The sequence below is a fragment of the Kitasatospora sp. NPDC036993 genome (assembly GCF_055607525.1).
Genome location: NZ_JBVJRP010000004.1, coordinates 462,070 through 488,310, shown reverse-complemented (window position 1 = coordinate 488,310; position 26,241 = coordinate 462,070). Strand labels below are relative to the sequence as shown.

The following is a 26,241-nucleotide window of genomic DNA, read 5'->3' as shown; positions in this document are numbered from 1 at the left end:
GACCCGGCATGACGACCACCCAGGACCCGTGGGAGACCCTGCGCACCAGCGCCCTGCTCGGCACCGAGCGCCGCCCGCTCCCGGCCACCGCCCTGCCGCTCGCCGACGCCGTGGACCGGGGTGACCCGGCCACCGCCCTGCTGGAGCTGGCCGCCCTGGCCACCGTCCGCCGCCGGGCCGGGGCACTGCCCGTACCGGCCACCGATCCGCCGGGACCGCCCGCGGCCGAGGACGCCCGCCCCGAACTACCCGAACCGGCCGCCCGCCGGCTGGCCGTCCTGCTCTCGGGCCGGTCCGGCAGCGGCGGCGGCGCCCAGGCCAACCTCGCCGAGCTGCTCCCGCAGTGGCTCGGCACCGCCAGGGCCCTGGGCCTGCGCCCGCCCGCCGCGCTGATACCCGGCCTGCTCGACGCCGCCCGGGCCCGCGGCGAACTGCGCGCCGACGCCGTGGCGCTGGCCGGTCCGCCCGGCCGCTGGCTGGCCGAGCAGAACCCCGACTGGCGGTTCGTGCTGCGCACCGCCGACCAGGACGCGGTCCGGCGTGAGGACGACCCGGCCGACCACCAGGTGTGGCACGAGGGCCTGTTCGCCGAGCGGGTCACCCATCTCACGCTGCTGCGCCGCCACGACCCCGCCGCGGGGCTGGAGTTGCTGCGCGGCACCTGGTCCACCGAGCGCGCCGAGGACCGCCTGCTCTTCCTGGACGCCCTCCAGGACGGCCTCTCCCCCGCCGACGAACCGTTCCTGGAGGCCGCCCTCGGCGACCGCAGCAAGAACGTCCGGGCCACCGCCGCCGAGCTGCTCTCCACCCTGCCCGGCTCGGCGCTGGCCGGCCGGATGGCCGAGCGGGCGCGGGCCGCCGTCCGGCTCGCCTGCGCCGGCACGCACCTGCTGGTCACCCCGCCCGCCGAGTGCGACCCGCGGATGCAGCGCGACGGGATCGCGCCCAAGTCGCCCACCGGGCGCGGCGAACGGGCCTGGTGGTTCGGCGAGGTGGTGGCCGCCGCACCGCTCCGGGTCTGGTCGGAGAGCACCGGGCTGACGCCCGGGCAGCTGCTCGCCCTGCGGGTCGGCGACAGCATCGACGAGACCAGCAGCAGCTGGGCCGACGACCTGCGGGAGGCCTGGGCACGGGCCGCCGTCCGCCAGCAGGACGCCGGCTGGGCCCGGGCACTGCTCGGCCCGGCGCCCACCGGACGCGGTGCGCGGGCCCGCGCGCCGCGCACCACCGGCGCCCCGGCCAAGCTGCTGGCCGTCCTCCCGCCGCGGGAACGGGCCGTCTGGACGGCCGCGTTCATCGAGGCGCACGGGCTGGGCGAGGCCTTCCAGCTGCTCGGCGCCTGCGCCACCCCGTGGACGCCGCCGCTGTCCACCGCCGTGGTCACCGCCCTGGCCGGGGCCGCCGCCTCCGGGGCGTACCCGTGGAGCCACAGCGGGGTGCTCGGGATGACGGAGCGCGCGCTCGCCCCGGAGACGGCCGCCGCGGTGGAACGGCTGGCCGCCGAGGCCGCCCCCGACTCCGCCTGGTCCGAGACCTTCGCCCGGCTGGCCGGCACCCTGCGCTTCCGGGCGGCGATGCTCGCGGAGCTGACGGGCTGAGCCCGGGGCCCGGAGCCGGGGTACGGCGGAGCGCCCGGGCACGACGGAGCGGGCCGGCCCCCGAGGGGACCGGCCCGCCCGGCGCGTCCGTCCTCAGCCGGCGGCGCGCAGGTTCGCCTCGACCCAGGCGACCACGTCCCTGGTCGGCGTGCCCGGGGTGAAGATGTCGGCGACGCCCATCGCCTTGAGCTCGGCGATGTCCTCGTCCGGGATGATCCCCCCGCAGAAGACCTTGATGTCCTCCGCGTCGCGTTCCTTCAGCAGCTCCAGCACCCGCGCGCACAGCGTCATGTGGGCGCCGGAGAGGATCGACAGCCCGATGCCGTCCGCGTCCTCCTGGATCGCGGTGTCGACGACCTGCTCGGGCGTCTGGTGCAGTCCGGTGTAGATGACCTCCATACCGGCGTCGCGCAGGGCGCGCGCGATGACCTTGGCACCACGGTCGTGACCGTCGAGCCCCGGCTTGGCGACCACCACACGGATCGGCCCCGACACACTCATGACTGCCTCCTGGACCTCGTCGTCCACCCTCCGACCGGACCTCGTGGGCCGCCGGCGCGGTTAACGGTCGATAACCAACCTGAGGGGAGGTTAGCGCCACCCGGCGCGGTTGGCCGTGCCACCCCCGAAGAGGAGGGCAAAGTCACAGCTCCGGCCCTTGCTACCAGCGGGTATACCCGTCCTTCCCGCAACCTCCGCACAGACCCCCCGGCCGACCCCTTGACATCCGGGGGGTTTTCCGGGGCGCCGGCCTTGGAGCTACAGTCACGGCTGTTTTCCCTCGTCCGACGACGTCCGAGGCCCACCGAGGAGGCAGCCCCCGATGGCTCCCGAAGCAGCCGCCCGTCCGACCCGCGCGGAGCTGCGCCTCGCCGCCCGCGAACAGTCCCGCGCCCAGCGCCGCGGCGCCGCCAGGGCGGCCACCCGGACGGCGCTGCTGCGGGTGGCGCTGCCGTCGGTGGCCGCGCTCGGGGTGGCGGCCGCGGCGGCGATCACGGTGCAGGGGGAGGCGGACCAGCAGCGCGCCCAGGCCGCCGGGCCGGTGCGGCCGCAGGTCGCGGCGGACGAGGCCCCGGGCGACCCGGCCGCGAAGGCGGCCGCCGCACAGGCGCTCGCGACCGGCGACCAGCCGGCGGCCTCGCGCGGCGACGCCCGGCAGCCGCTGGCCGGCACCCAGCCCACCGAGGCCCCCACCGCGCAGCCCACCCCCGAACCGGCGCCCGAGCCGGTCAGGCCCGCGGTGGTCATGCCGGTCGCCCAGCACGGCCTCGGCGAACTGTTCGGCGAGGCCGGCACCCACTGGGCCAACCGGCACACCGGCATCGACTTCCCGGTGGACGGCGGCTCCGAGGTCCGCGCCGTGACCGACGGCACCGTCCGCACCCAGTGGAACGCGTTCTACGGCTACATGACGATCCTCAAGATGCCCGACGGCACCGAGGCCTGGTACTGCCACCTGCGGGCGTACAAGGTGCGCAAGGGCCCGGTGAAGCAGGGCGACGTGATCGCCTTCGTCGGCAGCAGCGGCAACAGCACCGGTCCGCACCTGCACTTCGAGATCCGGCCGCAGGGCAGCGGGCCGGTCGACCCGCTGCCCTGGTTCCTCTCGAACGGACTGGACCCTCGCTGAGGTCCTACAGCTTCTCCACCGGCGCGTAGCGCAGCAGCAGCTGCTTGCGCCCCTCGGTGCCGAAGTCGACGGTGGCCTGCGCCCGGTCGCCGAAGCCCGTGACGCCGACCACCATACCCAGCCCGAAGCTGTCGTGGGTGACCCGGTCGCCGACCGCGAGCGAGACGGCGTCGCGCTCCACGACGGGCTTGCCGGCGCGCCGCGCGGACTGCCCCCAGCCCGCCTTCGGCGCGGCCGAGGACGACGGGGAAGTCCGCGGACTCCCGCCCCCGGACGAGGACTTGCCCCAGGACGAGCCCGAGGAGTAACCGCGCTGGACCGGCGCCTGGGCAGCCCCGGTGCGCTTCCACTCCACCAGCGTCTCCGGGATCTCCTCCAGGAACCGCGAGGCCGGGTTGTAGGCCGGCTGCCCCCAGGCGCTGCGCAGCACCGAGCGGGTCAGGTAGAGCCGCTCGCGCGCCCGGGTGAGCCCGACGTACGCGAGGCGGCGCTCCTCCTCCAGCTCCTTGACCTGGTTGAGCGCCCGCATGTGCGGGAAGATCCCGTCCTCCATGCCGGTCAGGAAGACCACCGGGAACTCCAGGCCCTTGGCGGTGTGCAGGGTCATCATCGTGATGACGCCCTGGCCCTCCTCGGCCTCGTCCGGACTTCCTCCTTCTGTCCCGTACTGCTTCGCGTCCGGGCCTCGCTTTTCTGTCCCGTACTGCTTCGCGTCCGGGCCTCGCTTTTCTGTCCCGTACTGCTTCGCGTCCGGGATCTGGTCCGAGTCGGCGACCAGCGCGACCCGCTCCAGGAAGTCGGCCAGCGAGCCGACCGGCGGCGTGCCCTCCTCCCCGGCGTCCGGCCGCTCGCCCGGGTCCTGCTCGTACTCCAGTGCGACGGAGGCCAGCTCCTGGAGGTTCTCCACCCGGGTCTCGTCCTGCGGGTCGGTGGAGGCCTGGAGCTCGGCCAGGTAGCCGGTCTCCTCCAGGACGGCCTCCAGCACCGCCGCCGGGCCGGCGCCCGACTCGACCACCTGGCGCAGCCCGGCCATCAGGGTGTTGAACTTCTTCACCGCGTTGGCCGAGCGCGCGGCCATCCCGTACGCCTCGTCGACCCGCACCAGCGCCTGGGCGAAGGAGATCCGCTCCCGCGCGGCCAGCGCGTCGACCATCGCCTCGGCCCGCTCACCGATGCCGCGCTTGGGCACGTTGAGGATCCGGCGCAGCGGCACGGTGTCCTCCGGGTTGGAGAGCACCCGCAGGTACGCCAGGACGTCCCTGACCTCCTTGCGCTCGTAGAAGCGCACCCCGCCGACCACCTTGTACGGCAGGCCGACCCGGATGAACACCTCCTCGAACACCCGGGACTGGGCGTTGGTCCGGTAGAAGATCGCGACGTCGCCGGGCTTGGTCTCGCCCCGGTCGGTGAGCCGGTCGATCTCGTCGGCGATGAACTGGGCCTCGCCGTGCTCGTCGTCCGCGACGTAGCCGACGACCTTCTCGCCGTGGTCCCCGGCCGTCCAGAGCTTCTTCTCGCGGCGGTTGGCGTTGCGCTCGATGACGGCGTTGGCGGCGCTCAGGATGGTCTGGGTGGAGCGGTAGTTCTGCTCCAGCAGGATCGTGGTCGCGTTCGGGTAGTCCTCCTCGAACTGGAGGATGTTGCGGATCGTCGCGCCGCGGAAGGCGTAGATCGACTGGTCCGCGTCACCGACCACGCACAGCTCGGCCGGCGGCACCTCGGCGAGCTGCCCGGCGGCCGGGTTCACGAAGTCGCCGTCCGCGGTGCGCTTCGGCGCGGCCCCGACCGACCCCCCGCTCAGCTCCCGGACCAGCGTGTACTGGGCGTGGTTGGTGTCCTGGTACTCGTCGACCAGGATGTGCCGGAACCGGCGCCGGTAGTGCTCGGCGACGTCGGGGAAGGCCTGGAGCAGGTTCACCGTCGTCATGATGATGTCGTCGAAGTCCAGCGCGTTGGCCTCGCGCAGCCGCCGCTGGTAGAGCGCGTACGCCTCGGCGAGCTTCTTCTCCGTCGGGTTGGCGGCCTGGTCGGCGAAGGTCTCCTCGTCGATCAGCTCGTTCTTGAGGTTGCTGACCTTCGCCGTGAAGGACTTCGGCGGGAACTGCTTCGGGTCCAGGTCGAGGTCGCGGCAGACCAGCGACATCAGCCGCTGCGAGTCGGACGAGTCGTAGATCGAGAAGCTGGAGGTGAAGCCCAGCTGCTTGGACTCGCGGCGCAGGATGCGCACGCAGGCGCTGTGGAAGGTGGAGACCCACATCGCCCGGGCGCGCGGGCCGACCAGCGCCTCGACGCGCTCGCGCATCTCGCCGGCGGCCTTGTTGGTGAAGGTGATCGCCAGGATCTCGCCCGGCTGCACGCCGCGGGCGCCCAGCAGGTAGGCGATCCGGTGGGTCAGCACCCGGGTCTTGCCCGAGCCGGCGCCGGCCACGATCAGCAGCGGCGAGCCCGCGTGCAGCACCGCCTCGCGCTGCGGGTCGTTCATCCCCTCCAGCAGCTGCGCCGGATCCACCGCCGTCCGCGCGGCACCGTTGCGGTACCAGGCGTCCCGCTCGGTCTCGGCGGCGTGGTCGGTCCGGAACAGCCCCTCCGGGATGGACTCCTCGTACGCGTCGTACGGGACGTCGTCCTCGTACGGCGGAGGCTCCTCCTCGGCGGGTGCGGCGGGCTGCTTCGACCCGGCGGCGGGTGCCTCGAAGCCGGGGAGCGGAAGGTCGTCAAAGAGGCTACTCATGGCACATCGAGTCTATGGCCACCCGCCGACAACCCCGCCCGCCCCGGAGGAACCGGGGCGGGCGGCCTCGACGGCGTGCGGCCGGCGGGGGCGGGTCAGACCAGGCGGCGCGCGGTGGCCCAGCGGGTCAGCTCGTGGCGGTTGCTCAGCTGGAGCTTGCGCAGGACGGCGGAGACGTGGCTCTCGACCGTCTTCACCGAGATGAAGAGCTGCTTGGCGATCTCCTTGTACGCGTAGCCGCGGGCGATCAGCCGCAGCACCTCGCGCTCGCGCTGGGTGAGCCGGTCCAGGTCCTCGTCCACCGGCGGGGTGTCGGTGGCGGCGAAGGCGTCCAGCACGAAGCCGGCCAGCCGGGGCGAGAACACCGCGTCGCCGTCGGCGATCCGGAAGACCGCGTTCACCAGGTCGGTGCCGGTGATGGTCTTGGTGACGTAGCCGCGCGCGCCGCCGCGGATGACGCCGATGACGTCCTCGGCGGCGTCCGACACCGACAGCGCCAGGAACTTCACCCCTCCCTGCTCGCCCATCACGCCGACCGACCGGCGCAGCACCTCGACGCCGCCGCCGCCCGGCAGGTGGACGTCGAGCAGCACCACGTCGGGCCTGGTCTCGGCGACCACGCGGACCGCCGAGTCCACGTCGTCGGCCTCGCCGACCACGTCGATGCCGGTCACCTCGGTACGGCCGATCTCCGCCCTGACCCCCGTCCGGAACATCCGGTGGTCGTCCACCAGCACGACCCGGGCGGTCCTCCCCCAGCCTCCGGCCGGGGGGACCGCCGTCGGCGTTTCCTCAGTCATCCGCTCTCTCCATCTCCAGCTCGACCTCGGTACCGCCGCCCGCCGCGGGCCGCACCCGAGCGGTGCCGCCGTTGCGCTTCATCCGGCCGATGATCGACTCCCGTACGCCCATCCGGTCCTCGGGCACCGTGTCGGGGTCGAAGCCGGGGCCGTGGTCACGGATGAACACCGACACCGTCCTCCCCTCCACCTCGGCGTAGACCTGGACCGGTCCCCCGCCACCGTACTTGGCCGCGTTGACGGTCGCCTCCCTCGCGGCCTGCATCTGTGCCGCGATCCTCTCGTCCATCGGGCAGTCGCCGACGATCACCACCTCGACCGGGACGCCGTGCCGGTCCTCGACCTCGGCGACGGCGGCCCGCAGGCTCTCCGCCATGGTGTCCGGCGCGGCCTCGGCGGCGGCCTCCGGGCGGTACAGCCACAGCCGCAGCTCGCGCTCCTGCGAGCGGGCCAGCCGCAGCACCTCCTTGGGGTCCTCGGCCCGGCGCTGGATCAGGGTCAGGGTGTGCAGCACGGAGTCGTGGATGTGCGCGGCGATCTCGGCCCGTTCCTGGGCCCGGATGCGGGCGGTGCGCTCGGCCCCGAGGTCCTGCCACAGCCGCAGCCCGTACGGGCCGAGCAGCACCAGCACGCCGGCCAGCACCGCGATCGAGGCCTCGATCACCGAGCCGAGCGGGGAGCCGCCCTGCATGGCGAGCAGCGCGATGGTGCCGGCCACCGCGAGCAGCACGCCCGCGCCGACCCGGGTGTAGGCGCCGCGCCGCTTCTCGCCCTCCTCGATGCCGAACCAGCGCTGCCAGCGCGAGTCGTCGGCCTGCCGCCAGACCAGCGCCACGCCGACGCCGATCGCCAGCAGCGGCCAGGTGTACGGCTTGGCGGTCTGCCAGCCGAGCACGTTGAGCAGGGCGATCAGGCCGATCACCGTCATCACCAGCGCGGCGAGCTGGCCCAGGCCGCCCTGCCCGCCCTTGTCCGCCTGCCCGTCCTCCTCGCCCTCGACGGGGGCGGTCACCGGCTCGCCCTGGAGGGTGTGCTGGAGCAGCCGGCGCATCCGGCCGAGCCAGCCGCCGACCGCCGGGACCTTGTTCAGCAGGCCGCCCTGCACCCCGGACGAGGCCGGCACGAACGTCCCGTTGAGGTACACCCACTGGGCGCCGCCGCGCTGCGAGGGCTCGCCGATGCCGATCGGCACCACGAACCAGAACGCCGCGTACAGCAGCGCGCCGATCCCCTGCGCGAAGAACAGCACGACGAAGGCGATCCGCACCCACCGCACCGGCAGTCCCAGGTGCACCGCCAGGCCGTTCGCGACGCCGCCCAGCATCCGGCCCTGCGGGCTGCGGTAGAGCCGCCGGTACGGCGGCTTCCCGTCGTCGGACGCGTTCGGGTCGGCGCCGGCCGACGACGCGGCGTCGGGGGCGATGGGTCGGGGATCGGTACCGGGGGCTGCCACGCCACCGATGGTTCCACGCGGGCACCCGCGGGCGCATCAGGGTGTGTCCCCATCCCGTATCAGGGACAAGTCAGGGTACGGACAGGGGTCCACCCGGTTGGGCCGGACCGGCCCCTGCCGGAAGGATGGTGTCCATGACCGAGGACCCCCGCATCGAGGAGGCCGGGGCCGCCGCCCCGCCGGAACCGGACCGCCCGCCGCTGACCAGGGCCGAGCACCGCCGTGTGGTGGCCGGCGTCTGCGGCGGCCTCGGCCGTCACCTGGACATCGACCCGGTGGTCTTCCGGGTCGTCACGGTGGTGCTGTGCCTCTCCGGCGGCCTCGGCCTGTTCCTGTACGGCCTGGCCTGGCTGATCGTCCCCACCGACGACGACGCCAAGGGCCGCGGCGGGCGCACCGAGCTCCAGCGGGTGCTCACCGGGCGGGTGGACGGCCAGTCCATCGGCGCGGTGCTGCTGACCGTGATCGGCACCGGGGTGTTCTTCTCCTCGATGGGCGACGGCGACCAGATGTTCCCGCTGCTGCTGCTCGCCGCCCTGGTCTTCCTGGCGGTGCGCTACGACCCGGAACGCCGCCGCGGACGGGGGCGCGAGCGCCGCCACTGCGGCCCGTACGACCGCCACTTCCCGGAGACCGGGGGCGGCGGGGCCACCGGCGACACCACGGGCACCGGGGCCTACCGCTGGCCGCGGCCCGAGCAGAACGAGCAGGACGAGCAGGCCGACGCCGGGCCCACCGCCGACCGGACGGCGGGGAAGGCCCCCGCCGACGGCCCGGCCCCCGGCGGCTACCTGTGGGACCCGCGGCACCCCGAGCGCAACCCGTACGGCGCCACCTCGGCCACCCCGACCCCGCCGTTCGGCACCCCGGTGCCGCCGGCCGGCGGCCCGGCCCAGCCCTGGTGGCAGCGCGCCGACCTGCCGGCGGGCGACCCGCTGCGCAAGGAGCACGCCAAGCGCCGCCCCGAGCCCGCCGTCGTCCGGCACCCCAAGGAGCGTTCGCCGCTCGGCTTCTTCGGCTTCCTGCTGGCGGTCGGTGCGGCCGCCGCGGTCTGGGCCGTCTCGTCCGGGCGCCACGGCAGTACCACGGTGCTGAGCGCGACGGTGCTGGCCACCGCGCTGCTGGTGGTGGGCCTGACGCTGGTGGTCGGCGCGAAGTTCGGCCGGGCCCGCAGGCTGGCGATGACCGGTCTGGTGCTCACCCTGGCGCTGGCCTTCGTCGGCCACTCGCCGGACTCCATGCGCAACGCCGTCGGCGATCGCGACTGGACCGTCACCACGGCGGCCGAGCTGCACGACCGGTACAACCTGGGTGCGGGGCAGCTCCGGCTGGACCTGTCCGGACTCGACCCGGCCGGCGAGACCCTCGCCACCAAGGCCGACCTCGGCGCCGGCGACATGACCGTCACCCTGCCGGACGACGTGACGGTGAACCTGGTGGCCCGGGTCGGCCTCGGCAACGTCACCGTTCCGGGTGACCGCAGCAACAGCACCGGGCGGCACAGCTACCTGATCAGCCCTGCCAACGGGCAGCCGGCCAAGGGCACGCTCAATCTCGAACTCGGAATCGGGCTCGGCAACATCAAGGTGGTCCAGCAGTGAGGAAGCACCGGCTCGACCTGTTCTCGCTGATCGCGGGCGCGCTGTTCACCGTGATCGCGGTGCTGTACCTGGTCGCGGCGCTCAACGACCAGTCGGTGAACGGGCGGATCGTCATCCCGGTCACCTTCATCGTGCTCGGCGTCGGCGGCCTGGCCGGCGCGGTCGCGGCGGTGGCCCGGCGCGGCCGCCCCGACCGCGAGGACTGACCCCGAGGACTGACCGCGCGGGCCGGCCGTCCGAACCGACCGCTCGGCCCCCGGCCGTACCCCTGGGTCCTCAGCTCTGCTGCGGGCCCAGGGTCAGCTGGTCCCCGTCCTTGGTCACGGCGTACCTGGGCAGCGGCTTGACCGCGGGCCCGTTGACCACCGCACCGGTCTCGGCGTCGAACCTGGAGCCGTGGCAGGGGCAGTACAGCCGGCCGTTCTTCGGCGCGTCCACCGCGCAGCCGGAGTGGGTGCACACCGCGGAGAAGGCGCAGTACTGGCCGGACTTGGGCTGCACGATGTAGACGGCGTCCCCGGTGGCCGGGTCCTTGACCTGGGCCGAGCCGCCGACCGGCACGCTCGCGGCGGGCACCGCGGGGGCCGGCGCCGGGGCGGCCGAGACCGGAGCCGCCGACTGCTTGGGCGCGGCCTCCTCGTCCCTGCCGAAGGTGCGGGTCAGCGAGCCGGTGAGCAGCCCGGCCCCGCCGATCGCGACGGCCGCGATCCCGCCGTCCACCAGCGCCCGGCGCTTGACGTGGTCCTCGCCCAGCCCGCGCGCCCGGTCCCGCCCGGCCCGGCGGGCCAGGTAGCCGTCCACCGACAGGTACGGCGTGCCGGCCAGCAGCAGCGGGGTCCAGGCCATCAGGTAGGCCAGGTCGTTGCCGAGGTAGTACGGCGAGACGCTCCAGCTGACGGTCAGCCAGAGGCTGAGGTTGAGCAGCGCGCCGCCGAGCGCGGCGACCCGGCCCCAGAGGCCGAGCAGGGTACCGAGGCCCACCGCCAGCTCGCCGAAGGCGACGGCGAGCGCGAACAGGGTCGGGTGGTCGAGGGCGGGGCCGAGCAGGAAGGAGATCGGGCTGCCGCCCGCCTTGGCGGCCTGGGTCTGCGAGACGAAGGAGGCCGGGTCGCCCGCCCCGGCCAGGAAGTGCGCGTCGGAGAGCTTGTCGAGCGCGGCGTAGACGAAGGTGACACCGAGGAAGAGCCGCAGGGGCAGCAGCGCGTACCTCGACGCGAGCGCCCGCCACCGCGCCGCCCGGCCGGTCGCTCCCCCGCCGGCCGGCACCGGGTTGCTGGCCTCCGACATCGCTCACACCTTCCCTCGCCGCCTGCCACTCCCTGACAGGTCCGGTCCGCATTCTGCCCGCTCCTGCGCGCTTTCGGTGGGAGGTCCCACCCGGGGAGCGGCGCCCGTACGGCGAAACGGCCGCGCCGTCGCTCCCTTCAGTACGGGAACGACGGCGCGGCCGTTCAGGCATCGGCCTCAGGACGAAGAAGGGCCCCGGCGGCCGGCGGGAGTGGTCACTCCCACTCGATGGTGCCCGGCGGCTTGCTGGTGACGTCGACGACGACGCGGTTCACGTCGCGGACCTCGTTGGTGATCCGGGTGGAGATCTTCGCCAGCACGTCGTACGGCAGGCGCGACCAGTCGGCGGTCATGGCGTCCTCGGACGAGACCGGGCGCAGCACGATCGGGTGACCGTAGGTGCGGCCGTCGCCCTGCACGCCCACGCTGCGGACGTCGGCGAGCAGCACGACCGGGCACTGCCAGATCTCGCGGTCCAGACCGGCCGCGGTCAGCTCCTCGCGGGCGATCGCGTCGGCGTCGCGGAGCAGGTCCAGACGCTCCTTGGTGACCTCGCCGACGATCCGGATGCCCAGACCCGGGCCCGGGAACGGCTGGCGCTGGACGATCTCCTCCGGCAGGCCCAGCTCCTGGCCGACCATCCGGACCTCGTCCTTGAACAGCTTGCGCAGCGGCTCGACCAGCTGGAACTGGAGGTCCTCGGGCAGGCCGCCGACGTTGTGGTGGGACTTGATGTTGGCGGTGCCCTCGCCGCCGCCGGACTCCACCACGTCCGGGTACAGGGTGCCCTGGACCAGGAAGTCGACCGACTCGCCCTGCTCGCCGGCCTCGGCGACGATCTCGGCCTGGGCCTGCTCGAAGACCCGGATGAACTCCCGGCCGATGATCTTGCGCTTCTCCTCGGGGTCGCTGACCCCCTTCAGCGCGTTCAGGAAGCGCTCGGAGGCGTCGACGACCTTCAGCTGGACGCCGGTGGCGGCCACGAAGTCCTTCTCGACCTGCTCGGTCTCGCCCTTGCGCATCAGGCCGTGGTCGACGTAGACGCAGGTCAGACGGTCGCCGATGGCCTTGTTGACCAGGGCGGCCGCGACCGCGGAGTCCACGCCGCCGGACAGGCCGCAGATCGCGCGCTTGTTGCCGACCTGCGCGCGGATCAGGGCGATCTGCTCGTCGACCACGCTGCCGGTGGTCCAGGTCGGGGAGATGCCGGCGCCGCGGTAGAGGAAGTGCTCCAGGACCTGCTGGCCGTGGTCGGAGTGCAGCACCTCGGGGTGGTACTGGACGCCGTAGAGCCGGGCCTCGTCGTTCTCGAAGGCCGCGACCGGGACCAGGTCGGTGGAGGCGGTGACGGCGAAGCCCTCCGGGGCGGCGGAGCAGGCGTCACCGTGCGACATCCACACCGAGTGCTGCGCCGGAACGCCCTCGAACAAGGTGGAGCCGGCGCGGGAGACGCTCAGCGGGGTGCGGCCGTACTCGCGGGCGCCGTTGTTGTCGACGGTGCCGCCGAGGCTCTTGGCCATCAGCTGGAAGCCGTAGCACATGCCGAAGACCGGGACACCGGCCTCGAAGATCGCGCGGTCGATCTGCGGCGCGCCCTCTTCGTAGACCGACGACGGGCCGCCGGAGAGGATGATCGCCTTGGGGTTCTTGGCGAGCATCTCGGCGACCGGCATGCTGCTCGGCACGATCTCGCTGTAGACCCGCGCCTCACGCACCCGACGGGCGATGAGCTGGGCGTACTGGGCACCGAAGTCGACCACCAGGACGGGGTCGTTGTCCGGCGCGGACTGGACGGGAATTGCAGAGGACACGGACGGCCTTCCGGCAGCGGTATCGAGGTGTCGCACACGGCCGTCTCCCCGTCGGGGGGCTGCGGCGGCGGACGGTGTGGGGTGTCTGGACACCGATTCTACCGGGCTGTCCGGTTTCACTCGTCTGCCCGTCCGGTGGACCGTGACCGGGCGGGGCGGCGGTTCGTTGCTCCTGACGAACGTACGGCCGCGGCGCGTCCGCCAGACGCGCCGCCCGCCCCCGCGGGGGCACCGCCGTACGGATGCAGGACCACGCGTGGAGTTCCATCCCAGTCCACCGGCGCACGTGGTGCCGCCGCCCGGCCCGCCGGGCGCGGCTCCGTGGGACCGTGCGCGGGTGCCGCGGCCGGCCAGCAGGGGACAGCGACCCCGGCCGCGACTGGGCCGAGAGGTGGGACGGCCGGGATCCGGGGACGCCCGGGACCGGCCGTCGCACCCCCGGTCCGATCCGGCGCACGCCCAGGCGCACTCCCCGCCGCCTCGCACCGCTACGCGCGTCTCCGTGCGCCGCAACCATCCAGGCCGCTACACACCGTGATCATCGACGACGGTCCTGACAGGAAATGCTCTGCGTCGAACTGTGCCGAACCGGTTGCAGAGCGAGCCCTTCGTCCAGCACGATGCTCGTTGTAAGCGGTTCTCCCGGCGCCTCACGGCTCACCGAGGAGGCCGCGACGGCGTTCTCCGCAGCCGCGCCGCAGGGCCGTGGCAGCGGTTTACAGTTCACGCTCCGTGAGCGATGGAACCGGCGCAGACCTGCGCGCCGAACCCCCGCGCACGAGCGTGCGCGCCCCGCGCGGCCGGCCACCCACGCCGGAGCCGCACGGCGCGCCCCGAAGCCGACCGACACGACGGCGCCCCTCCCCCGGCGCCGTCACCCAGCACCGGCGCGGCCCTGACGCCGAGTGCTGAACGACAAAGGGCCCCGTTCCCCCGCGGGGCCCTTTGCCCGTTTCCGGACCGTCCTGCTTCAGCCGTTCTGCTTCAGCTGTCCTGCTTCAGCCGTCCTGCTCCGGCCCTGCCTTCGCCGGACCGGCCTGCCCCGGCTCAGGGGTGCTCGCGCCAGACGCTCGGATCGACCGGCTCCTCGGCCGGAGGCGGCACCGCACCGGACACCGGCGTCCGGCCGGCCGGGGCGGGCGGCACCTCGTGCGAGGCGAGCACCTCGCTCACCCCGCCGCCGGTGGCGAACGGCGCGTCCTGCGCCGCCATGGCCTGCGCCGGAGCACCCTGCGCCGGGACACCGTGCGCCGGCGTCGCGTACGGCACCTCCGGCGGCACCGCCGGGTACGGCACGGAGCCCCGCGACGGGGCGAACGGGGACTCGGCGTACGGGACGGCGCCGCTCGGCGCTCCCGCGCCCCGGCCCCGGACGGCCGCCAGCAGCGGCGGCACCAGCAGCACGCCGGCCAGCGCCCAGAGCGCGTTGGCCACCAGCACGCTCAGGAACACCAGCCCGGACGACTCCTCCTGGGAGAGCTCCGTCCGCGCGGAGCCGACCCAGCCCGTGGTGGACGTGGTCCGCGTCACCAGCGTGCCCGCGAAGGTCATCAGCAGGGTGAGCGCCCCCGCCTGCACGGCCGCCAGGCGCAGCCGGTCGACGGTGTCCAGGCGCCGGCGGAACGCCGCCCAGCCGAGCAGGCCCGCCGCGAGGAGTGCGAGCAGGCCGGCCCACCGCCAGTCCGCGGTCTGGTCCTGGAGGTCGAAGAAGGAGAACTCCGTCTCGGTGTCGCCGTCCTGCCAGGAGTCCCCGGCGGCTTCGCCGTCCTCGAACAGTCCGGACTGCGAGCGGAAGGTCGCCCCCGAGCCGAAGCCGAGCAGGGTGAGACCGAGGTTGGGCAGGAAGGCCAGCGAGATGCCGGTCCGCGCCCCGCTCTCGCCGTTCACCGCGACGAGGACGAAGGCCGCCACCGAGGACAGGCCCACCGTGACGGCCATCGCCTGACCGGCGGTCAGCGCGGCCACCGCCCAGCCGCGCACCGCGCGGTTGCGCCAGGCGGCCCAGCGCAGCGCGTCGGTGCCGTAGACGACGAAGGCCAGCAGGCCGGCCAGCACCGCGGTCCAGGCGACCGCCTCCGGCCAGCCGGAGCCCGCGGTGATCAGCGGCCCGCCGGGCTTCCCGCTGCCCGGGTCGACGAAGGTCAGCCCGCCGGTACGGCCCGAGGGGTGCCACCGGGTACCGGCGAACAGTCCGATCAGCGCGGTCACCGCCGCGAGGACCAGGGCGGTGCGCAGCGCCTCCCCGGCGGCCCGGCCCCGGCCGAGCTGGCCCTCCAGCGCCTTGCGCCGGCGCAGCCCGGCCCGCAGGCCGAGCCAGAGCGCCAGGCACCACAGGGCGGTGACGGTCATCGGCAGCACCCGGTACGCGACCTCCATCCGGCCGGCCCCGTCCCGGGCCATCGGGCTCTGGAGGCCGAGCCGGAACGGTGCGCCGAGCGCGTTCAGGGCCATCGACAGCGACGCGCCGAAGCGCTCGCCGAAGCCTGCCGCCGACGGGAACCAGTACTCGTACCGGTAGTCGCCCGGGATCGCCGCGATCAGCGCCGCGGCCAGCAGCACGAGGGTCGGCGCGACGGCCGCCCTGACCGCCGGGCGCCAGTCCGCCCCGGTCAGCAGGCGCCGGAGCGCCGGCTCCTGGTCGGACGGCTGCCCGGCGCCGCAGCTGCCCAGGGCGGGCGGGGCGACCGCGGATCCGCCGGGACCGTACTCCGGCGCACCCCCTGGCGGCGGACCGGACGGCGGCCCGTACCCGGACGGCGGGCCGTACCCGGGCGGCGGGACGGACGGAGCCGCACCCGGCGGAGGCGGCGGGACGGCGGGCGGGGCCTGCGGCGGCGCGGGAGGCGCGAACGGCCGGCCGCAGGAACCGCAGGCGGCCGCCCCCTCCCCCGAAGTCGCCCCGCACGATGCGCAGTTGGCCATGGACCGCGTTCCCCCCGCTCGACGAGCCCCTGGGTGCCCCCGGGAGCCCGTTTATCCCATCGGATCCGAACGGATGTCAACCGGTCGCAGGGGCAGGCGGATCGGCCGGGACGGGGGCGTCAGCCGCCCTTCTTCGGGACCTCGGGGACGGGCAGCAACGGCAGCCGCAGCGCGCCGAACGCGCCCTCGGGCACGGCCGGCCGCACCGGTGCCACGGCCGCGACCCGCCGGTACTCCCCGCCCTGGTCCGGCCGCGGGTCCGCCTCGCCCTTGTTGGGCCACATCGACATGGCGCGCTCGGCCTGCGCGGTGATGGTGAGCGAGGGGTTGACGCCCAGGTTGGCGGAGACGGCCGAACCGTCCACCACGCTGATCCCGGGGTACCCGTAGAGCCGGTGGTACGGGTCCACCACGCCGGTCTCCGCGGCGTCGCCGATCGGGCAGCCGCCGAGGAAGTGCGCCGTCATCGGGATGTCGAAGATCTCGCCGACGGTGCTGCCGGCGAAGCCGTTGATCTCGTCGGCCAGGGCCTGGGCGCCCTTCTCGGCGGCCGGGATCCAGGTCGGGTTGGGGGCGCCGTGGCCCTGGGAGGAGGTCAGCCGCGCCTTGCCCAGCGGCCCCTTCTTCAGCGAGACGGTGATCGAGTTGTCCAGCGACTGCATCACCAGGCCGATGATCGTCTTCTCGGACCAGCGGTGCTGGTTCATCGAGCGGACGAAGTTCACCGGGTGGAGCGCCGAGTTGCCCAGGTAGCGCAGCCAGCGCGGCGTCTTCCCGCCGCCCCTGACCTGGGCGATGGACAGCGCGCCCATCGCGTTGGAGCCCTTGCCGTAGCGGACCGGCTCGATGTGGGTGCTGGCGTCCGGGTGGATCGAGGAGGTGATCGCCACGCCCTTGGTGAAGTCCGCCCGGGTGCCGTAGCGCCGGTCGGTGGTCTGCGCGCCCACCAGGGCCTCGGAGTTGGTGCGGGTCAGCTCGCCCAGCCGGTCGGAGATCCGGGGCAGGTGGCCGGCGTCGCGCATCCGGTGCAGCAGCGACTGGGTGCCGTAGGTGCCGGCCGCGACGATCACCCGGGCCGCGGTGATGGTCCGCGCGCCCGCCTTCACCGGGTCGGTCCTCGAACGCGAGTCGGTGCGGCGCACGTCCACCGCGAAGCCCCGGTTCCCGTCGGCGCCGTCGCCGCCGATCTCCCGGATCCGGGCCACCGTGGTGAGCGGGTGGATCTCCGCGCCGCCCCGCTCGGCCAGGTGGAGGTAGTTCTCGGTGAGCATGTTCTTGGCGCCGTGTCGGCAGCCGGTCATGCACTCGCCGCACTCCACGCAGGCCCTGCGGGCCGGGCCCGCCCCGCCGAAGTACGGGTCGGCGACCTCGCCGCCGGGCGCCGCCCCGGCACCGCCTCCCCCGGGCTCCGTCCCGGAGCTGCCCCCGGCGTCCCCGCCGTCGCCGAAGAAGACCCCGACCGGCGCCATGTGGAAGGTGTCGCCGACACCCATCCGCTCGGCGGCCGCCTTGAGGTGGACGTCGGAGGGGGTCAGGGTCGGGTTGAGCCGGACCCCGAGCATCCGCTGCGCCTGGTCGTAGAAGGGCGACAACTCCTGCTGCCAGTCGGTGATGTGGCGCCACTGGCGGTCCTCGAAGAACGCCTTCGGCGGCACGTACAGGGTGTTGGCGTAGTTCAGCGAACCGCCGCCGACCCCGGCGCCGGCCAGGATCAGCACGTTGGCCAGCAGGTGGATGCGCTGGATGCCGTACAGCCCGAACTGCGGTGCCCACAGGTAGTTCTGGAGGTCCCAGGAGTTCCTGGGCAGTTCGTCCCGGTCGAAGCGCCGACCGGCCTCCAGGACGGCGACCCGGTAGCCCTTCTCGGTCAGCCGCAGGGCCGCGACCGAACCGCCGAAGCCGGACCCGACCACCACCACGTCGTAGTCGAACTCCGCCGCACCGCCGGACTGCACCATCTGCCACTGCTCCTTCGCCGGGTGAACCTGCCTGTGGGTGCCGCGGTCCGGGCCCCGCCGGAGCGCGGGGCCCGCGTGCCGCCGGGGCCTGGCCGGGGACCTGCCCGGCCGGCGGCCTACTTGAAGCGCAGCGCCTTGAGCGCCCGCAGCCCGCCGGTCATCACGGCGGCGAACTGCTTGTCGTCCAGGCCGAACGAGGGCGCGATCGGCAGCAGCCGCTGGGTCGCGATGGTCTGCGCCTCGGTGAAGCGCAGGATGCCCTCGGCGCCGTGCCGGCGGCCGAGCCCGGAGTCGCCCATGCCGCCCATCGGGGAGCCGACCGAGCCGTACGCGGCCGCGTAGGCCTCGTTGACGTTGACCGTGCCGGTGCGCAGCCGGGCCGCGACCGTCCGACCGCGCCGCAGGTCCCTGGTCCAGACGCTGGAGTTCAGGCCGTACGGCGTGGAGTTGGCGGCGGCCACCGCCTCGTCCTCGGTGTCGAAGCGGTAGAGGGAGACGACCGGGCCGAAGGTCTCCTCGGCGCAGACCGCCATGTCCGGGGTGACGCCGTCGAGGATGGTCGGCTCGAAGAAGAACGGGCCGAGGTCCGGCCTGGCGCGCCCGCCGGCCACCACGGTGGCGCCCGCCTTGACCGCCTCCTCCACGTGCCGGGTGGTGGTCTCCAGCTGGCGGACGGAGACCAGCGAGCCCATGTCCGCGCCGTACGCGAGGCCGCCGCCGAGGCGCAGTGCCCGGGTGCGGGCGGCGAAGCGCTCCAGGAACTCGTCGGCCACCGAGCGGTGCACCAGCAGCCGCTCGATCGAGATGCACAGCTGCCCGGCGGAGGAGAAGCAGGCCCGGACGGCGCCCGCGGCGGCCGCGTCGAGGTCCGCGTCGGCGAGCACCAGCATGGCGTTCTTGCCGCCGAGTTCGAGCGAGGCGCCGACCAGCCGGGCGGCGGCGCGCTGGGCGACGTCGCGGCCGGTGCGGGTGGAGCCGGTGAACGAGACGTAGTCGGCCCGCTCGACCACGGCGGGGCCGATCACCGGGCCGTCGCCGATCACGATCTGCCACAGGTCGGCCGGCAGTCCGGCCTCGACCAGCAGCCCGCGGGCCCACAGCGCGGTCAGCGCGGTCTGGGTGTCGGGCTTGTTGACCACCGCGTTGCCGGCCACGAAGGCGGGCAGGGCGTCGCCGACGGACAGCTCCAACGGGTAGTTCCACGGCGAGATGTGGCCGATCACGCCCTTGGGGCGGCGGGCCTCGACCGCGTGGGTGAGCACCGGCAGCGCGCCGCCGCGCCGCTTGTCCCTGAGGTACCCGTGCGCGGCCCGCCCGTAGTGCCGGGCGGCCATGGCGACGGCCAGCACCTCCTCGAAGGCGTGCGGCCTGGCCTTGCCGGTCTCCGCCTGGATGAGGTCCAGCACCTCGTCCTGCCGCTTGAGCAGCAGGTCGTGGAAGCGCAGCAGGACGGCGGCGCGGCGGCGCACCGGCAGCGCGGCCCAGGCCGCCTGGGCGCGGCGGGCCAGCTGGAAGGCGACCTCGACGTCGGCCGGGGTGGACCGCGGCAGGCTGGCCAGCCGTTCCCCGGTCAGCGGGGCGACGGTCTCCACCAGGTCGGGTTCGCCGGTGGCGGTGACGCCGGCGGCCAGCCTGGTGACCAGGGCCGGCGGGACGGCCGCCGCGACGGTCCTGCCGCCGCCGGGGGCCGCCGGGTTGCCGGCGCCGGGGTGTTCGGTGGCCACTGCGTCTGCTGTGAGGTCCGACATACGGCGCAGCCTAGGCGCTCGACGGCCGGTCCGGTACCCGTCGGTAACAAGAATCTGCCGCAGTCGGGCGAAAGCGGACGCCTTCGCCCGCCACCGGTCAGCGGGTCGGGCTGAAGTTGTTCAGCACCGCGTAGAAGCGCTGCTCGGCCTCGTTCCACTCGCTGCCCCGCTCCGGGCTGGACGAGTAGATGGCGTAGCTGGTGCCGTCCTGGCCGATGAACTCGGTCTCGATCGCGCGCCGGCGGCCGCCCTCCTTGGCCGCGTAGCTGAACTCCCAGACCGCCGCCTCCTGGCCCTTCACCGCCGTGCCGGCCATCCGGTGCTGCTTGTAGTCCCTGAGCGACTTGGAGACGCTGGTCTCCATCTGCCGCATGTGCTCCAGCGGCTTGACCGACTGCCCGACGGTCACGGCGAACTGGAGGTAGTGCACCTTGGCGTCGGGGCTGTAGAAGATCTGGTTGTCACCCGAGCTGATCCGCTGCCAGGACGGGGTCCCGTTCGGCAGCGGGAAGCGGAATCCGGCCGGGTCGTCGACCCAGTGGTAGCCGCTGGGCGCCGCCAGTGCGGGGCCGGCGTCGCTGGTGGGCTCCGGCCCGGTGGACTCGGCGGGCGCGGTCGGCGTCGGGTCGTCGTTGCCGCCACCGCCCAGCACGTTCCGGGTGGTGAGGAAGGTGCCCGCGGCGGCCAGCAGGCCGACGGCCACCGCGATGCCGACGATCTTCAGCAGGTTGCGGCGTCTCGCCGGTCCGCGCACGGGTGTGTGGGAGTGCGGCACCGGCGCGACGGGCCCGGTGTGCGCCCGGGCGGCTGCCTGCGCGCCCCCGTCCGTGTCCGGTCCTGCGGGGACGGCGGGGCTGACGGGGACGGCGGGAACCGCGGGGCCGGCCGGCCCGGAGGCCTTCGGCTCGGTCGGCTCCTCGGAGCCCTCGACCGGCTCCGCCACGCCCTCCGAACCCTCGCTGCGGTCCACCACCGGCACCGACTGGGTGGGCACCCGACCCGCCGCGACCGACTTGAGGCCCATGGTGTGCCCGGCCTGCACCTCGGCCAGCATCCTGGACGCCTCGTCCGCGGTGGGCCGCTCGGCCGGGTCCTTGGCCATCAGCGCGGACAGCACGGGCCCCAGCGGACCGGCCCGCCGCGACTCCGGCAGCGGTTCGTCGACCACCGCGGCGAGCGTGCTGATCGGCGAGTCCCGGCGGAACGGCGACTGGCCCTCGACCGCCGCGTACAGCGTCGCCCCGAGGCCCCACAGGTCGGAGGCCGGCCCGGGCCGCTCGCCCTGGGCGCGCTCCGGCGCCAGGTAGTCCGGCGAGCCGACCAGGTCGCCCGGCCGGGTCAGCTCGGTCGAGCCCTCGTACTTCGCGATGCCGAAGTCCAGCAGCACCACCCGGCCGGTGCCGCGCTCCAGCAGCACGTTGGCCGGCTTCACGTCCCGGTGCAGCACGCCCAGCTGGTGGCCGCGGTGCAGCGCGGCCAGCACCTGGCTGCCGACCTCGGCGGCGGCGCGCGGCTGCAGGGTGCCGTCCTGGCTGATCACGTCGGCCAGCGAGCGGCCGTCGACCAGTTCCATCACGATCCACGGCCGGCCGTCCTGCTCCAGCACGTCGTGCACGGTGATCACGCCGGGGTGCTTGATCCGCGCGGCCGCGCTGGCCTCGCGCTTCATCCGGGTGTGCAGGATCTGGAGGTCCTCCTCCGGCAGGTGGTTGACGGTCAGCTCCTTGACCGCGACCTCGCGGTCGAGCATCCGGTCCCAGGCCCGCCAGACGGTACCCATGCCGCCCCGGCCGAGCCGCTCGCCGAGCTCGTACCGCCCGGCCAGCAACCGCTCCGCCTCGGCCGCCTCCGGCCCGTCCTGCACGCCCATCTGCGCCCGCTCCCCCACACGTTCCGCCTGCCGTCACCGCCGACGGAGGGCCTGGTGCAGACCACTGTTCGAACAAATCCCACGCACACATTAAGCGCACCTCGCCGCCCCCGGTAACCACGCCCGCCCGCTGGACCCGAAGGCCGGAATCCAGGCGGACCGTCAGCCCGCGAACAGCACCACGGCGGCGATTCCGAGCACCAGCAGCACGAACACCCCGCCCACCAACAGCGGGCCCAGCAGGGCGGGGGGTATCCGCGGCGGTTTCGCCCCGTTTCCCGCCCCCGGATCCCCGGTGCTGCCGCCCTTCCGGGCACTCCTCCCGACCCTGGAGCCCCTCGCCTTCCCGCCCCGCGTGCGCGGCACCAGCGGCGCCTCCGGCTTCAGCACCGGAACCCCGCCCGTCCGACGCTGCGCCGCCCGCTCCTCGTCGACCGGCTCCGGCGCCCCCGCCAGCAGCTCCGCCAGCTCCCCGCGCGCCGCCTCCGCCGTCGGCCGCAGCGCCGGATCGGGCTGCACCAGCCCCTCCACCAGCGGTCCGAGCGCCCCGCACACCACCGAGGGCTCGCGCCGCCCGTCCCGTACGGCCGTCACCAGCTCCGGCACGCTCCGCTCCGGGTACGGCGAGCGGCCGGCGACCAGCCGCTGCACCAGCACCCCGAGCGCCCAGCAGTCGCCGGCCGGGCCGCCGTCCAACGGCCAGCGCTCCGCCACCGGGCCGACCAGGGTGGCCCGCACCTCGTAGCGGCGCCGCCCGCCGGGCCCGCCGAGCTCCTCGGACAGTGCCTCCTCGGCCACCCCGGCGAGCAGCCCGCCGAGCATCGCCGCGCCGTCCTCGCACACCAGCACCGACTCCGCTGTCAGGTTGCCGTGGGTCAGCCCGGCGGCGTGCAGCGCCCGCAGCGCGCCGGCCAGATCCGCCGCCAGCTCGGCCGCCCGGTACGGCGCCAGCGGCCCGGCGGCGAGCAGCTCGGCCACCGTGACCCCGGCCGGCCGCTCCTCCACCGTCCACAGCAGCTCGTCCTCGACGAACGCCCCGACCCCGCGCAACAGCCGCGGGTGCGCGACCGGCGCGGCCGAACCGACCGCCGCCACCCGCCGCACCAGCCGGTCCGCCTGCGCCGCGGACGCCTCCTCCGGGTCCTGAGCGGCCGTCAGCACCCCCGGCAGCTCCAGGGCGCGCAGCAGCACCGACTCACCGGTCCGATCGTCCACCGCGTGGGCGCACAGCGGTCCGGGACGGTCCGTCAGCCGGTACCGTCCCGCCAGCAGTTCCCCGGGGCCGCCTCGCATGCCAGTTCCTCTCACTCACCGAGCAGCCTACTGAGCGGCTCCTTTAGGCTCGGCCCCATGGACTGGACCGATCTGATCGACACCGCCTTCGAGGCCGCGGGAAACAGCGGCAAAGCCAAGGCCGAGGCCGTACGCGCCGTCGAGGCGACCGTGATCGACGGCGAGAAGCCGGTCGCCTCCACTGCCGGTCGCCACCCCGACCACTTCCGCAAGGGAGTGCTCGTGCTGACCACCCACCGGCTGCTCTTCCTGAAGGACGGGAAGCCGCCGGTACCGGTTCCGCTCGCCGCCGTCAGCGACGTCTCCGTGACCCGCACCAAGCTCAACGGCGAAGTGCTCCTGGTGGTGGCGATGACCGGCTCGCACCGTTTCGAGGACGTGGTCAAGGCCGACTTCTTCGCCGAGCAGCTCCGGGCGGCCGCCCGGGCCGCCAGGAACGCCCCGAAGGCCGTGGCCGCCGCCGAACCCGGCACCGGTGAACAGCTCATCGCCCAGCTGGAGCGGCTGGCCGCCCTGCGCGCCTCCGGCGCGCTCACCGAGGACGAGTTCACCCGCGCCAAGCAGCGCCTGATCGGCTGACCTCAGGGCGCGGGCTGGAAACTGTCGAAGACGACGTCCCGGACCGGGGCCTGCGCGGCCCACTCGGAGTCCGGGACTATCCAGTAGATCGAGTACCCGTACTTGGCCGGCGTCCCGGTCACGAAGCCGCGGTTGAGCGAGTGCGTCTTGGGCGTGCCGTTGGTCCACTCCCAGTCCGCGGCGTTGCTCCACTGCCGGTAGCTGATCGCCGACAGGTTCAGCCGCTGGTAGTTGGTGACCTGCCCGCGGACGTTCGGCTCGGACTCCTGCCAGTCCGCGACCGCGCTCGCACCCGGCGAGGCGGTCCACTCGATCCGCAGCTGACTGCCGTCCGCCGCGTTCTTGAAGATCCGCCGGTTGGCGTCCGACCCGGTCGGCTGAAGACCGTCCGGAAGCACCACCGAGAAGCCGCTCGGGTCCTTGTACTCGTGGTACCCGGCCGGCACCGACCCGCCCGGCGTGGGCTGCGCCGGGGGCTCCACGGGGGCCGCCGGCGCGGAGGCGGACTGCGCGGGCGCGTCCGGCGCCGCGGCCGGATCGGTCGTCCGGACGGGCTCGGGCGCCGGCGCGGGGGCGGGCCCGCTGGACGGAGCCGCCGCACTCCCGCTCGGCACCGGATCCGTGTCGGCCGCCACCGGAGCGGTGGCCCCCGCACTCTGCGAGGCCGCGCCGTTCGAGCCCCCGTCCCCGTCACCGACCGCCTGGAGCAACGCGACCACTCCCGCGATCAGCAGCAGCACCACGATCACGGTCGCGATCGCCAGCCGCCGCCGTCCGGTGCGCGGGTCGGCCCCGGCCGCCTGGGTCGCGCCCATCGTCCACTCACTGGTCACCGGCCGGATCGGCTCCGGCCCCGCCGCGGCGGGCTCGGCCTCGGCGGGCTCCGCCACCGGCTCCGCGTCCTTGGCCCGGCTCCCCACCCGGACCGTCCCCAGCAACCCGCCCACGGTCCGCTTGCGGCCGTCCCCGGGCTTCTCCCCCACCGGCTCCGAAGCCTCCGCCGGCTTCCCCGCCTCCGCCGACTTCCCCGACCCCTCCGACTTCTCCGCCGACGTCTCCACCGGCACCGCGTGCTCGGTGGTCGACTCGGCCCGCGCGGTCGCCTCCGCGACCACCCGCTTGAGCATCGACCGGGTCTGCGAGGCGTCCAGCCGCTCGGCCGGGTCCTTCGCCAGCAGCCCCTCGATCACCGGCCCCAGCGACCCCGCGTTCGCCGGTGTGGCCAGGTCCTCGGTCATCACCGCGGTCAGCGTGGCCAGCGCCGAGCCCCGGTCGTACGGCGGCCGGCCCTCGACCATCGCGTACAGCGTGCCGCCCAGCGACCACAGGTCGGCCGGCGGCCCCGGCTTCTGCCCGCGCGCCCGCTCCGGCGAGATGTACGAGGGCGCGCCGACCAGCATCCCGGTGGAGGTGACGGAGGCGTCGCCCTCCACACTGGCGATGCCGAAGTCGGTCAGCACCACCCGCCCGTCCTCGCCGATCAGCACGTTGGACGGCTTGACGTCCCGGTGCAGGATGCCCAGCGCGTGCGCCGCGCTGAGCACGCCCAGCACGTCCAGCGCGATCTCCGCCGCCCGGGCGGGCGCCAGCGGCCCGTCCTCCCGCACCACGTCGGCCAGCGAGCGGGACTCGACCAGCTCCATGACGATCCACGGCCGGTCGTCCTCGTCGACCACGTCGAAGACCGTCACCGCCGAGCTGTGCCGGATCCGCGCCGTCGCCTTCGCCTCGCGCAGCGTCCGGGTGATCAGCCGGTGCTTCTCCTCCTCGTCGACGCTGGCGTTCATCCGCAGTTCCTTGACCGCGACGGTCCGGCCCAGCATCTCGTCCTCGGCGCGCCACACGGTGCCCATGCCGCCACGCCCGAGCACGCCGTTCAGGCGGTAGCGGCCGGCCAGGAGGCGGCCGGTGGAACCCTTCGCCTGGGTCATACGGAACGTTCCCCCATGTGCTGCCGGCGGTCGTGGTGACGGCGCATCGGCCCGACCTGGGTCCCGAACGCCCAAGCCTCCATCATCCCCTGTCCCGAGGGTCCGCGACCACCCGGCCCCCGCCCCAACCTGGGACGAACCGGAACGGGTGCGGCGCTCCGTGCCCGTTCTGTGATCGAAAACTCGCCAAGATCTGTCCGGGCCACTGCTACCGTTCGGCAGCTCATCGTCTTTCCGGGGGGATTCGACGCCCATGACCGCACCCGCCCCGGGCGCTGACGGCCCATCGACCAGGCCGCACACCGCCCGGCACTACTCGGTCGCACCACCCCCGGTCTTCCCCGAAGGCTACGTCGCCCCCGGCATGCCAGGCGCCCCGGTCCCCGGCTTCGAACCCGCCGAACCCACCCCCCGGACCACCCCCCGCCGCCGCACCGCCCTGGCCGTGGCCCTCGCCCTCCTCGCCATGCTGCTCGGCGGCCTGGCCTACGGAAGCGCCCCCCTGCGCGCCGCCGACAGCCTCGGCTGGCTGGCCATCGCCCCCGCCGGCCTGGTCGCCCTCCCCCTGGGCCTCCTCGGCGGCCAGAGCCGCTTACTCCCCCCACTCGGCGCCCTCCTCGCAGCCGGCGCCCTCCTCCTCGGCCAGCTGACCGAACACCTCCGCCTGGTCCACGCCGACGGCCCCGGCCCCCGCGGTCTCCTCCATGACACCCTCACCACCTGGCGCACCGACCTCCGCCCCCTCGACGCCGCCTTCTACACCATCGCCCTCATCGGCGGCTTCCTCCTCACCCGCCGCACCGCCAACCGAAGTTGACCCCACAGCCCCCCAGCGCCCCTCCCCCTGCCCCAGCCCCTGCCCCCACCACCCTTCCCCTTTGCCCCAGCCCACCTCCCTGTCCCACCCACCTCCCTGTCCCACCCACCTCCCTGTCCCACCCACCTACCTGTCCCACCCACCTACCTGTCCCACCCACCCGCCCACCTGTCCCCACCCACCCACCCGCCCTTCCCCCTCCCGGCGAGAGG

Annotated in this window: 18 protein-coding genes and 1 pseudogene; 6 read left to right on the top strand and 13 right to left on the bottom strand. The window is 74.5% G+C overall.

Annotated features, from left to right (window positions below; translation table 11 throughout):
- Positions 1–8 precede the first annotated feature (8 nt).
- Positions 9–1,598 (top strand): DUF5691 domain-containing protein, encoded by a 1,590-nt coding sequence (locus tag ACZ7C5_RS11370; protein WP_470322444.1) that lies wholly within the window; start codon positions 9–11, stop codon positions 1,596–1,598.
- Between the two features lie 93 nt (positions 1,599–1,691).
- Here ACZ7C5_RS11370 and ACZ7C5_RS11365 read toward each other — a convergent pair whose 3' ends face one another.
- Positions 1,692–2,099 (bottom strand): cobalamin B12-binding domain-containing protein, encoded by a 408-nt coding sequence (locus tag ACZ7C5_RS11365; RefSeq protein ID WP_350503520.1) that lies wholly within the window; start codon positions 2,097–2,099, stop codon positions 1,692–1,694.
- Positions 2,100–2,421: 322 nt separating this feature from the next.
- On the opposite strand from ACZ7C5_RS11365, the gene ACZ7C5_RS11360 reads away from it, so the two are divergent.
- Positions 2,422–3,228, top strand: a complete 807-nt coding sequence (locus tag ACZ7C5_RS11360) for a M23 family metallopeptidase (RefSeq protein ID WP_470322443.1) — start codon at positions 2,422–2,424, stop codon at positions 3,226–3,228.
- Between the two features lie 4 nt (positions 3,229–3,232).
- On the opposite strand, the gene ACZ7C5_RS11355 is transcribed toward ACZ7C5_RS11360, so the two are convergent.
- From ACZ7C5_RS11355 to ACZ7C5_RS11345, 3 genes are all read right to left on the bottom strand, one after another.
- Positions 3,233–5,959: an ATP-dependent DNA helicase gene (locus ACZ7C5_RS11355; protein ID WP_470322442.1), complete on the bottom strand. Its 2,727-nt coding sequence runs from the start codon at positions 5,957–5,959 to the stop codon at positions 3,233–3,235.
- Between the two features lie 95 nt (positions 5,960–6,054).
- Positions 6,055–6,759, bottom strand: coding sequence for a LuxR C-terminal-related transcriptional regulator (locus ACZ7C5_RS11350; protein ID WP_401091277.1), 705 nt, complete (start codon positions 6,757–6,759; stop codon positions 6,055–6,057).
- Positions 6,752–8,083 carry a PspC domain-containing protein gene (locus ACZ7C5_RS11345; protein ID WP_401091465.1) on the bottom strand — a complete coding sequence of 444 codons (1,332 nt, stop codon included), beginning with the start codon at positions 8,081–8,083 and terminating at the stop codon, positions 6,752–6,754. Before ACZ7C5_RS11345 ends, ACZ7C5_RS11350 begins: the two co-directional genes overlap by 8 nt.
- Positions 8,084–8,346: 263 nt before the next feature.
- Between ACZ7C5_RS11345 and ACZ7C5_RS11340 the strand changes: the two genes are divergently transcribed.
- Entirely contained in the window at positions 8,347–9,813 is a 1,467-nt protein-coding gene (locus tag ACZ7C5_RS11340; protein WP_470322441.1) for a PspC domain-containing protein, read from the top strand.
- Positions 9,810–10,019 (top strand): hypothetical protein, encoded by a 210-nt coding sequence (locus ACZ7C5_RS11335; protein WP_188296863.1) that lies wholly within the window; start codon positions 9,810–9,812, stop codon positions 10,017–10,019. Before ACZ7C5_RS11340 ends, ACZ7C5_RS11335 begins: the two co-directional genes overlap by 4 nt.
- Before the next feature lie 70 nt (positions 10,020–10,089).
- Here ACZ7C5_RS11335 and ACZ7C5_RS11330 read toward each other — a convergent pair whose 3' ends face one another.
- The 8 genes and pseudogenes from ACZ7C5_RS11330 to ACZ7C5_RS11295 all read right to left on the bottom strand — a co-directional run bounded on the left by ACZ7C5_RS11330 (position 10,090) and on the right by ACZ7C5_RS11295 (position 22,702).
- Positions 10,090–10,374, bottom strand: coding sequence for a QcrA and Rieske domain-containing protein (locus tag ACZ7C5_RS11330; protein WP_401091463.1), 285 nt, complete (start codon positions 10,372–10,374; stop codon positions 10,090–10,092).
- A gap of 207 nt (positions 10,375–10,581) precedes the next feature.
- A pseudogene (locus ACZ7C5_RS11325) lies at positions 10,582–11,100 on the bottom strand (DoxX family membrane protein); the annotation flags it as partial.
- A 215-nt stretch (positions 11,101–11,315) separates the two neighbouring features.
- Complete coding sequence (guaA, locus tag ACZ7C5_RS11320; RefSeq protein WP_188296861.1) at positions 11,316–12,911, bottom strand: glutamine-hydrolyzing GMP synthase; 1,596 nt, start codon at positions 12,909–12,911, stop codon at positions 11,316–11,318.
- A gap of 1,047 nt (positions 12,912–13,958) precedes the next feature.
- Positions 13,959–15,833, bottom strand: coding sequence for a hypothetical protein (locus tag ACZ7C5_RS11315; protein WP_470322440.1), 1,875 nt, complete (start codon positions 15,831–15,833; stop codon positions 13,959–13,961).
- A gap of 119 nt (positions 15,834–15,952) precedes the next feature.
- Complete coding sequence (locus tag ACZ7C5_RS11310) at positions 15,953–17,791, bottom strand: GMC oxidoreductase (protein WP_401091271.1); 1,839 nt, start codon at positions 17,789–17,791, stop codon at positions 15,953–15,955.
- A gap of 116 nt (positions 17,792–17,907) precedes the next feature.
- Positions 17,908–19,539 (bottom strand): succinic semialdehyde dehydrogenase, encoded by a 1,632-nt coding sequence (locus tag ACZ7C5_RS11305; RefSeq protein ID WP_401091269.1) that lies wholly within the window; start codon positions 19,537–19,539, stop codon positions 17,908–17,910.
- Between the two features lie 97 nt (positions 19,540–19,636).
- On the bottom strand, positions 19,637–21,409 hold the full coding sequence (locus ACZ7C5_RS11300; RefSeq protein ID WP_401091267.1) for a serine/threonine-protein kinase: 1,773 nt from the start codon (positions 21,407–21,409) through the stop codon (positions 19,637–19,639).
- A gap of 162 nt (positions 21,410–21,571) precedes the next feature.
- On the bottom strand, positions 21,572–22,702 hold the full coding sequence (locus ACZ7C5_RS11295) for a protein kinase domain-containing protein (RefSeq protein ID WP_401091265.1): 1,131 nt from the start codon (positions 22,700–22,702) through the stop codon (positions 21,572–21,574).
- A 57-nt stretch (positions 22,703–22,759) separates the two neighbouring features.
- On the opposite strand from ACZ7C5_RS11295, the gene ACZ7C5_RS11290 reads away from it, so the two are divergent.
- Positions 22,760–23,281, top strand: a complete 522-nt coding sequence (locus ACZ7C5_RS11290) for an SHOCT domain-containing protein (protein WP_401091263.1) — start codon at positions 22,760–22,762, stop codon at positions 23,279–23,281.
- 2 nt (positions 23,282–23,283) lie between these two features.
- On the opposite strand, the gene ACZ7C5_RS11285 is transcribed toward ACZ7C5_RS11290, so the two are convergent.
- Positions 23,284–25,212, bottom strand: a complete 1,929-nt coding sequence (locus tag ACZ7C5_RS11285; RefSeq protein ID WP_401091262.1) for a serine/threonine-protein kinase — start codon at positions 25,210–25,212, stop codon at positions 23,284–23,286.
- Positions 25,213–25,465: 253 nt separating this feature from the next.
- Between ACZ7C5_RS11285 and ACZ7C5_RS11280 the strand changes: the two genes are divergently transcribed.
- The gene (locus ACZ7C5_RS11280) at positions 25,466–26,029 is read left to right on the top strand and encodes a hypothetical protein (protein ID WP_401091260.1); all 564 of its coding nucleotides are present in this window, start codon (positions 25,466–25,468) and stop codon (positions 26,027–26,029) included.
- Positions 26,030–26,241: the final 212 nt, after the last annotated feature.

What these genes read in the sequence shown, in the direction of transcription:
- ACZ7C5_RS11370 (WP_470322444.1), top strand. Translation starts at nt 9, where the DNA reads ATGACGACCACCCAGGACCCGTGGGAGACCCTGCGCACCAGCGCCCTG.
- ACZ7C5_RS11365 (WP_350503520.1), bottom strand. Translation starts at nt 2,099, where the DNA reads ATGAGTGTGTCGGGGCCGATCCGTGTGGTGGTCGCCAAGCCGGGGCTC.
- ACZ7C5_RS11360 (WP_470322443.1), top strand. Translation starts at nt 2,422, where the DNA reads ATGGCTCCCGAAGCAGCCGCCCGTCCGACCCGCGCGGAGCTGCGCCTC.
- ACZ7C5_RS11355 (WP_470322442.1), bottom strand. Translation starts at nt 5,959, where the DNA reads ATGAGTAGCCTCTTTGACGACCTTCCGCTCCCCGGCTTCGAGGCACCC.
- ACZ7C5_RS11350 (WP_401091277.1), bottom strand. Translation starts at nt 6,759, where the DNA reads ATGACTGAGGAAACGCCGACGGCGGTCCCCCCGGCCGGAGGCTGGGGG.
- ACZ7C5_RS11345 (WP_401091465.1), bottom strand. Translation starts at nt 8,083, where the DNA reads ATGCTGGGCGGCGTCGCGAACGGCCTGGCGGTGCACCTGGGACTGCCG.
- ACZ7C5_RS11340 (WP_470322441.1), top strand. Translation starts at nt 8,347, where the DNA reads ATGACCGAGGACCCCCGCATCGAGGAGGCCGGGGCCGCCGCCCCGCCG.
- ACZ7C5_RS11315 (WP_470322440.1), bottom strand. Translation starts at nt 15,833, where the DNA reads ATGGCCAACTGCGCATCGTGCGGGGCGACTTCGGGGGAGGGGGCGGCC.
- ACZ7C5_RS11310 (WP_401091271.1), bottom strand. Translation starts at nt 17,791, where the DNA reads ATGGTGCAGTCCGGCGGTGCGGCGGAGTTCGACTACGACGTGGTGGTG.
- ACZ7C5_RS11305 (WP_401091269.1), bottom strand. Translation starts at nt 19,539, where the DNA reads ATGTCGGACCTCACAGCAGACGCAGTGGCCACCGAACACCCCGGCGCC.
- ACZ7C5_RS11300 (WP_401091267.1), bottom strand. Translation starts at nt 21,409, where the DNA reads ATGGGCGTGCAGGACGGGCCGGAGGCGGCCGAGGCGGAGCGGTTGCTG.
- ACZ7C5_RS11295 (WP_401091265.1), bottom strand. Translation starts at nt 22,702, where the DNA reads ATGCGAGGCGGCCCCGGGGAACTGCTGGCGGGACGGTACCGGCTGACG.
- ACZ7C5_RS11290 (WP_401091263.1), top strand. Translation starts at nt 22,760, where the DNA reads ATGGACTGGACCGATCTGATCGACACCGCCTTCGAGGCCGCGGGAAAC.
- ACZ7C5_RS11285 (WP_401091262.1), bottom strand. Translation starts at nt 25,212, where the DNA reads ATGACCCAGGCGAAGGGTTCCACCGGCCGCCTCCTGGCCGGCCGCTAC.
- ACZ7C5_RS11280 (WP_401091260.1), top strand. Translation starts at nt 25,466, where the DNA reads ATGACCGCACCCGCCCCGGGCGCTGACGGCCCATCGACCAGGCCGCAC.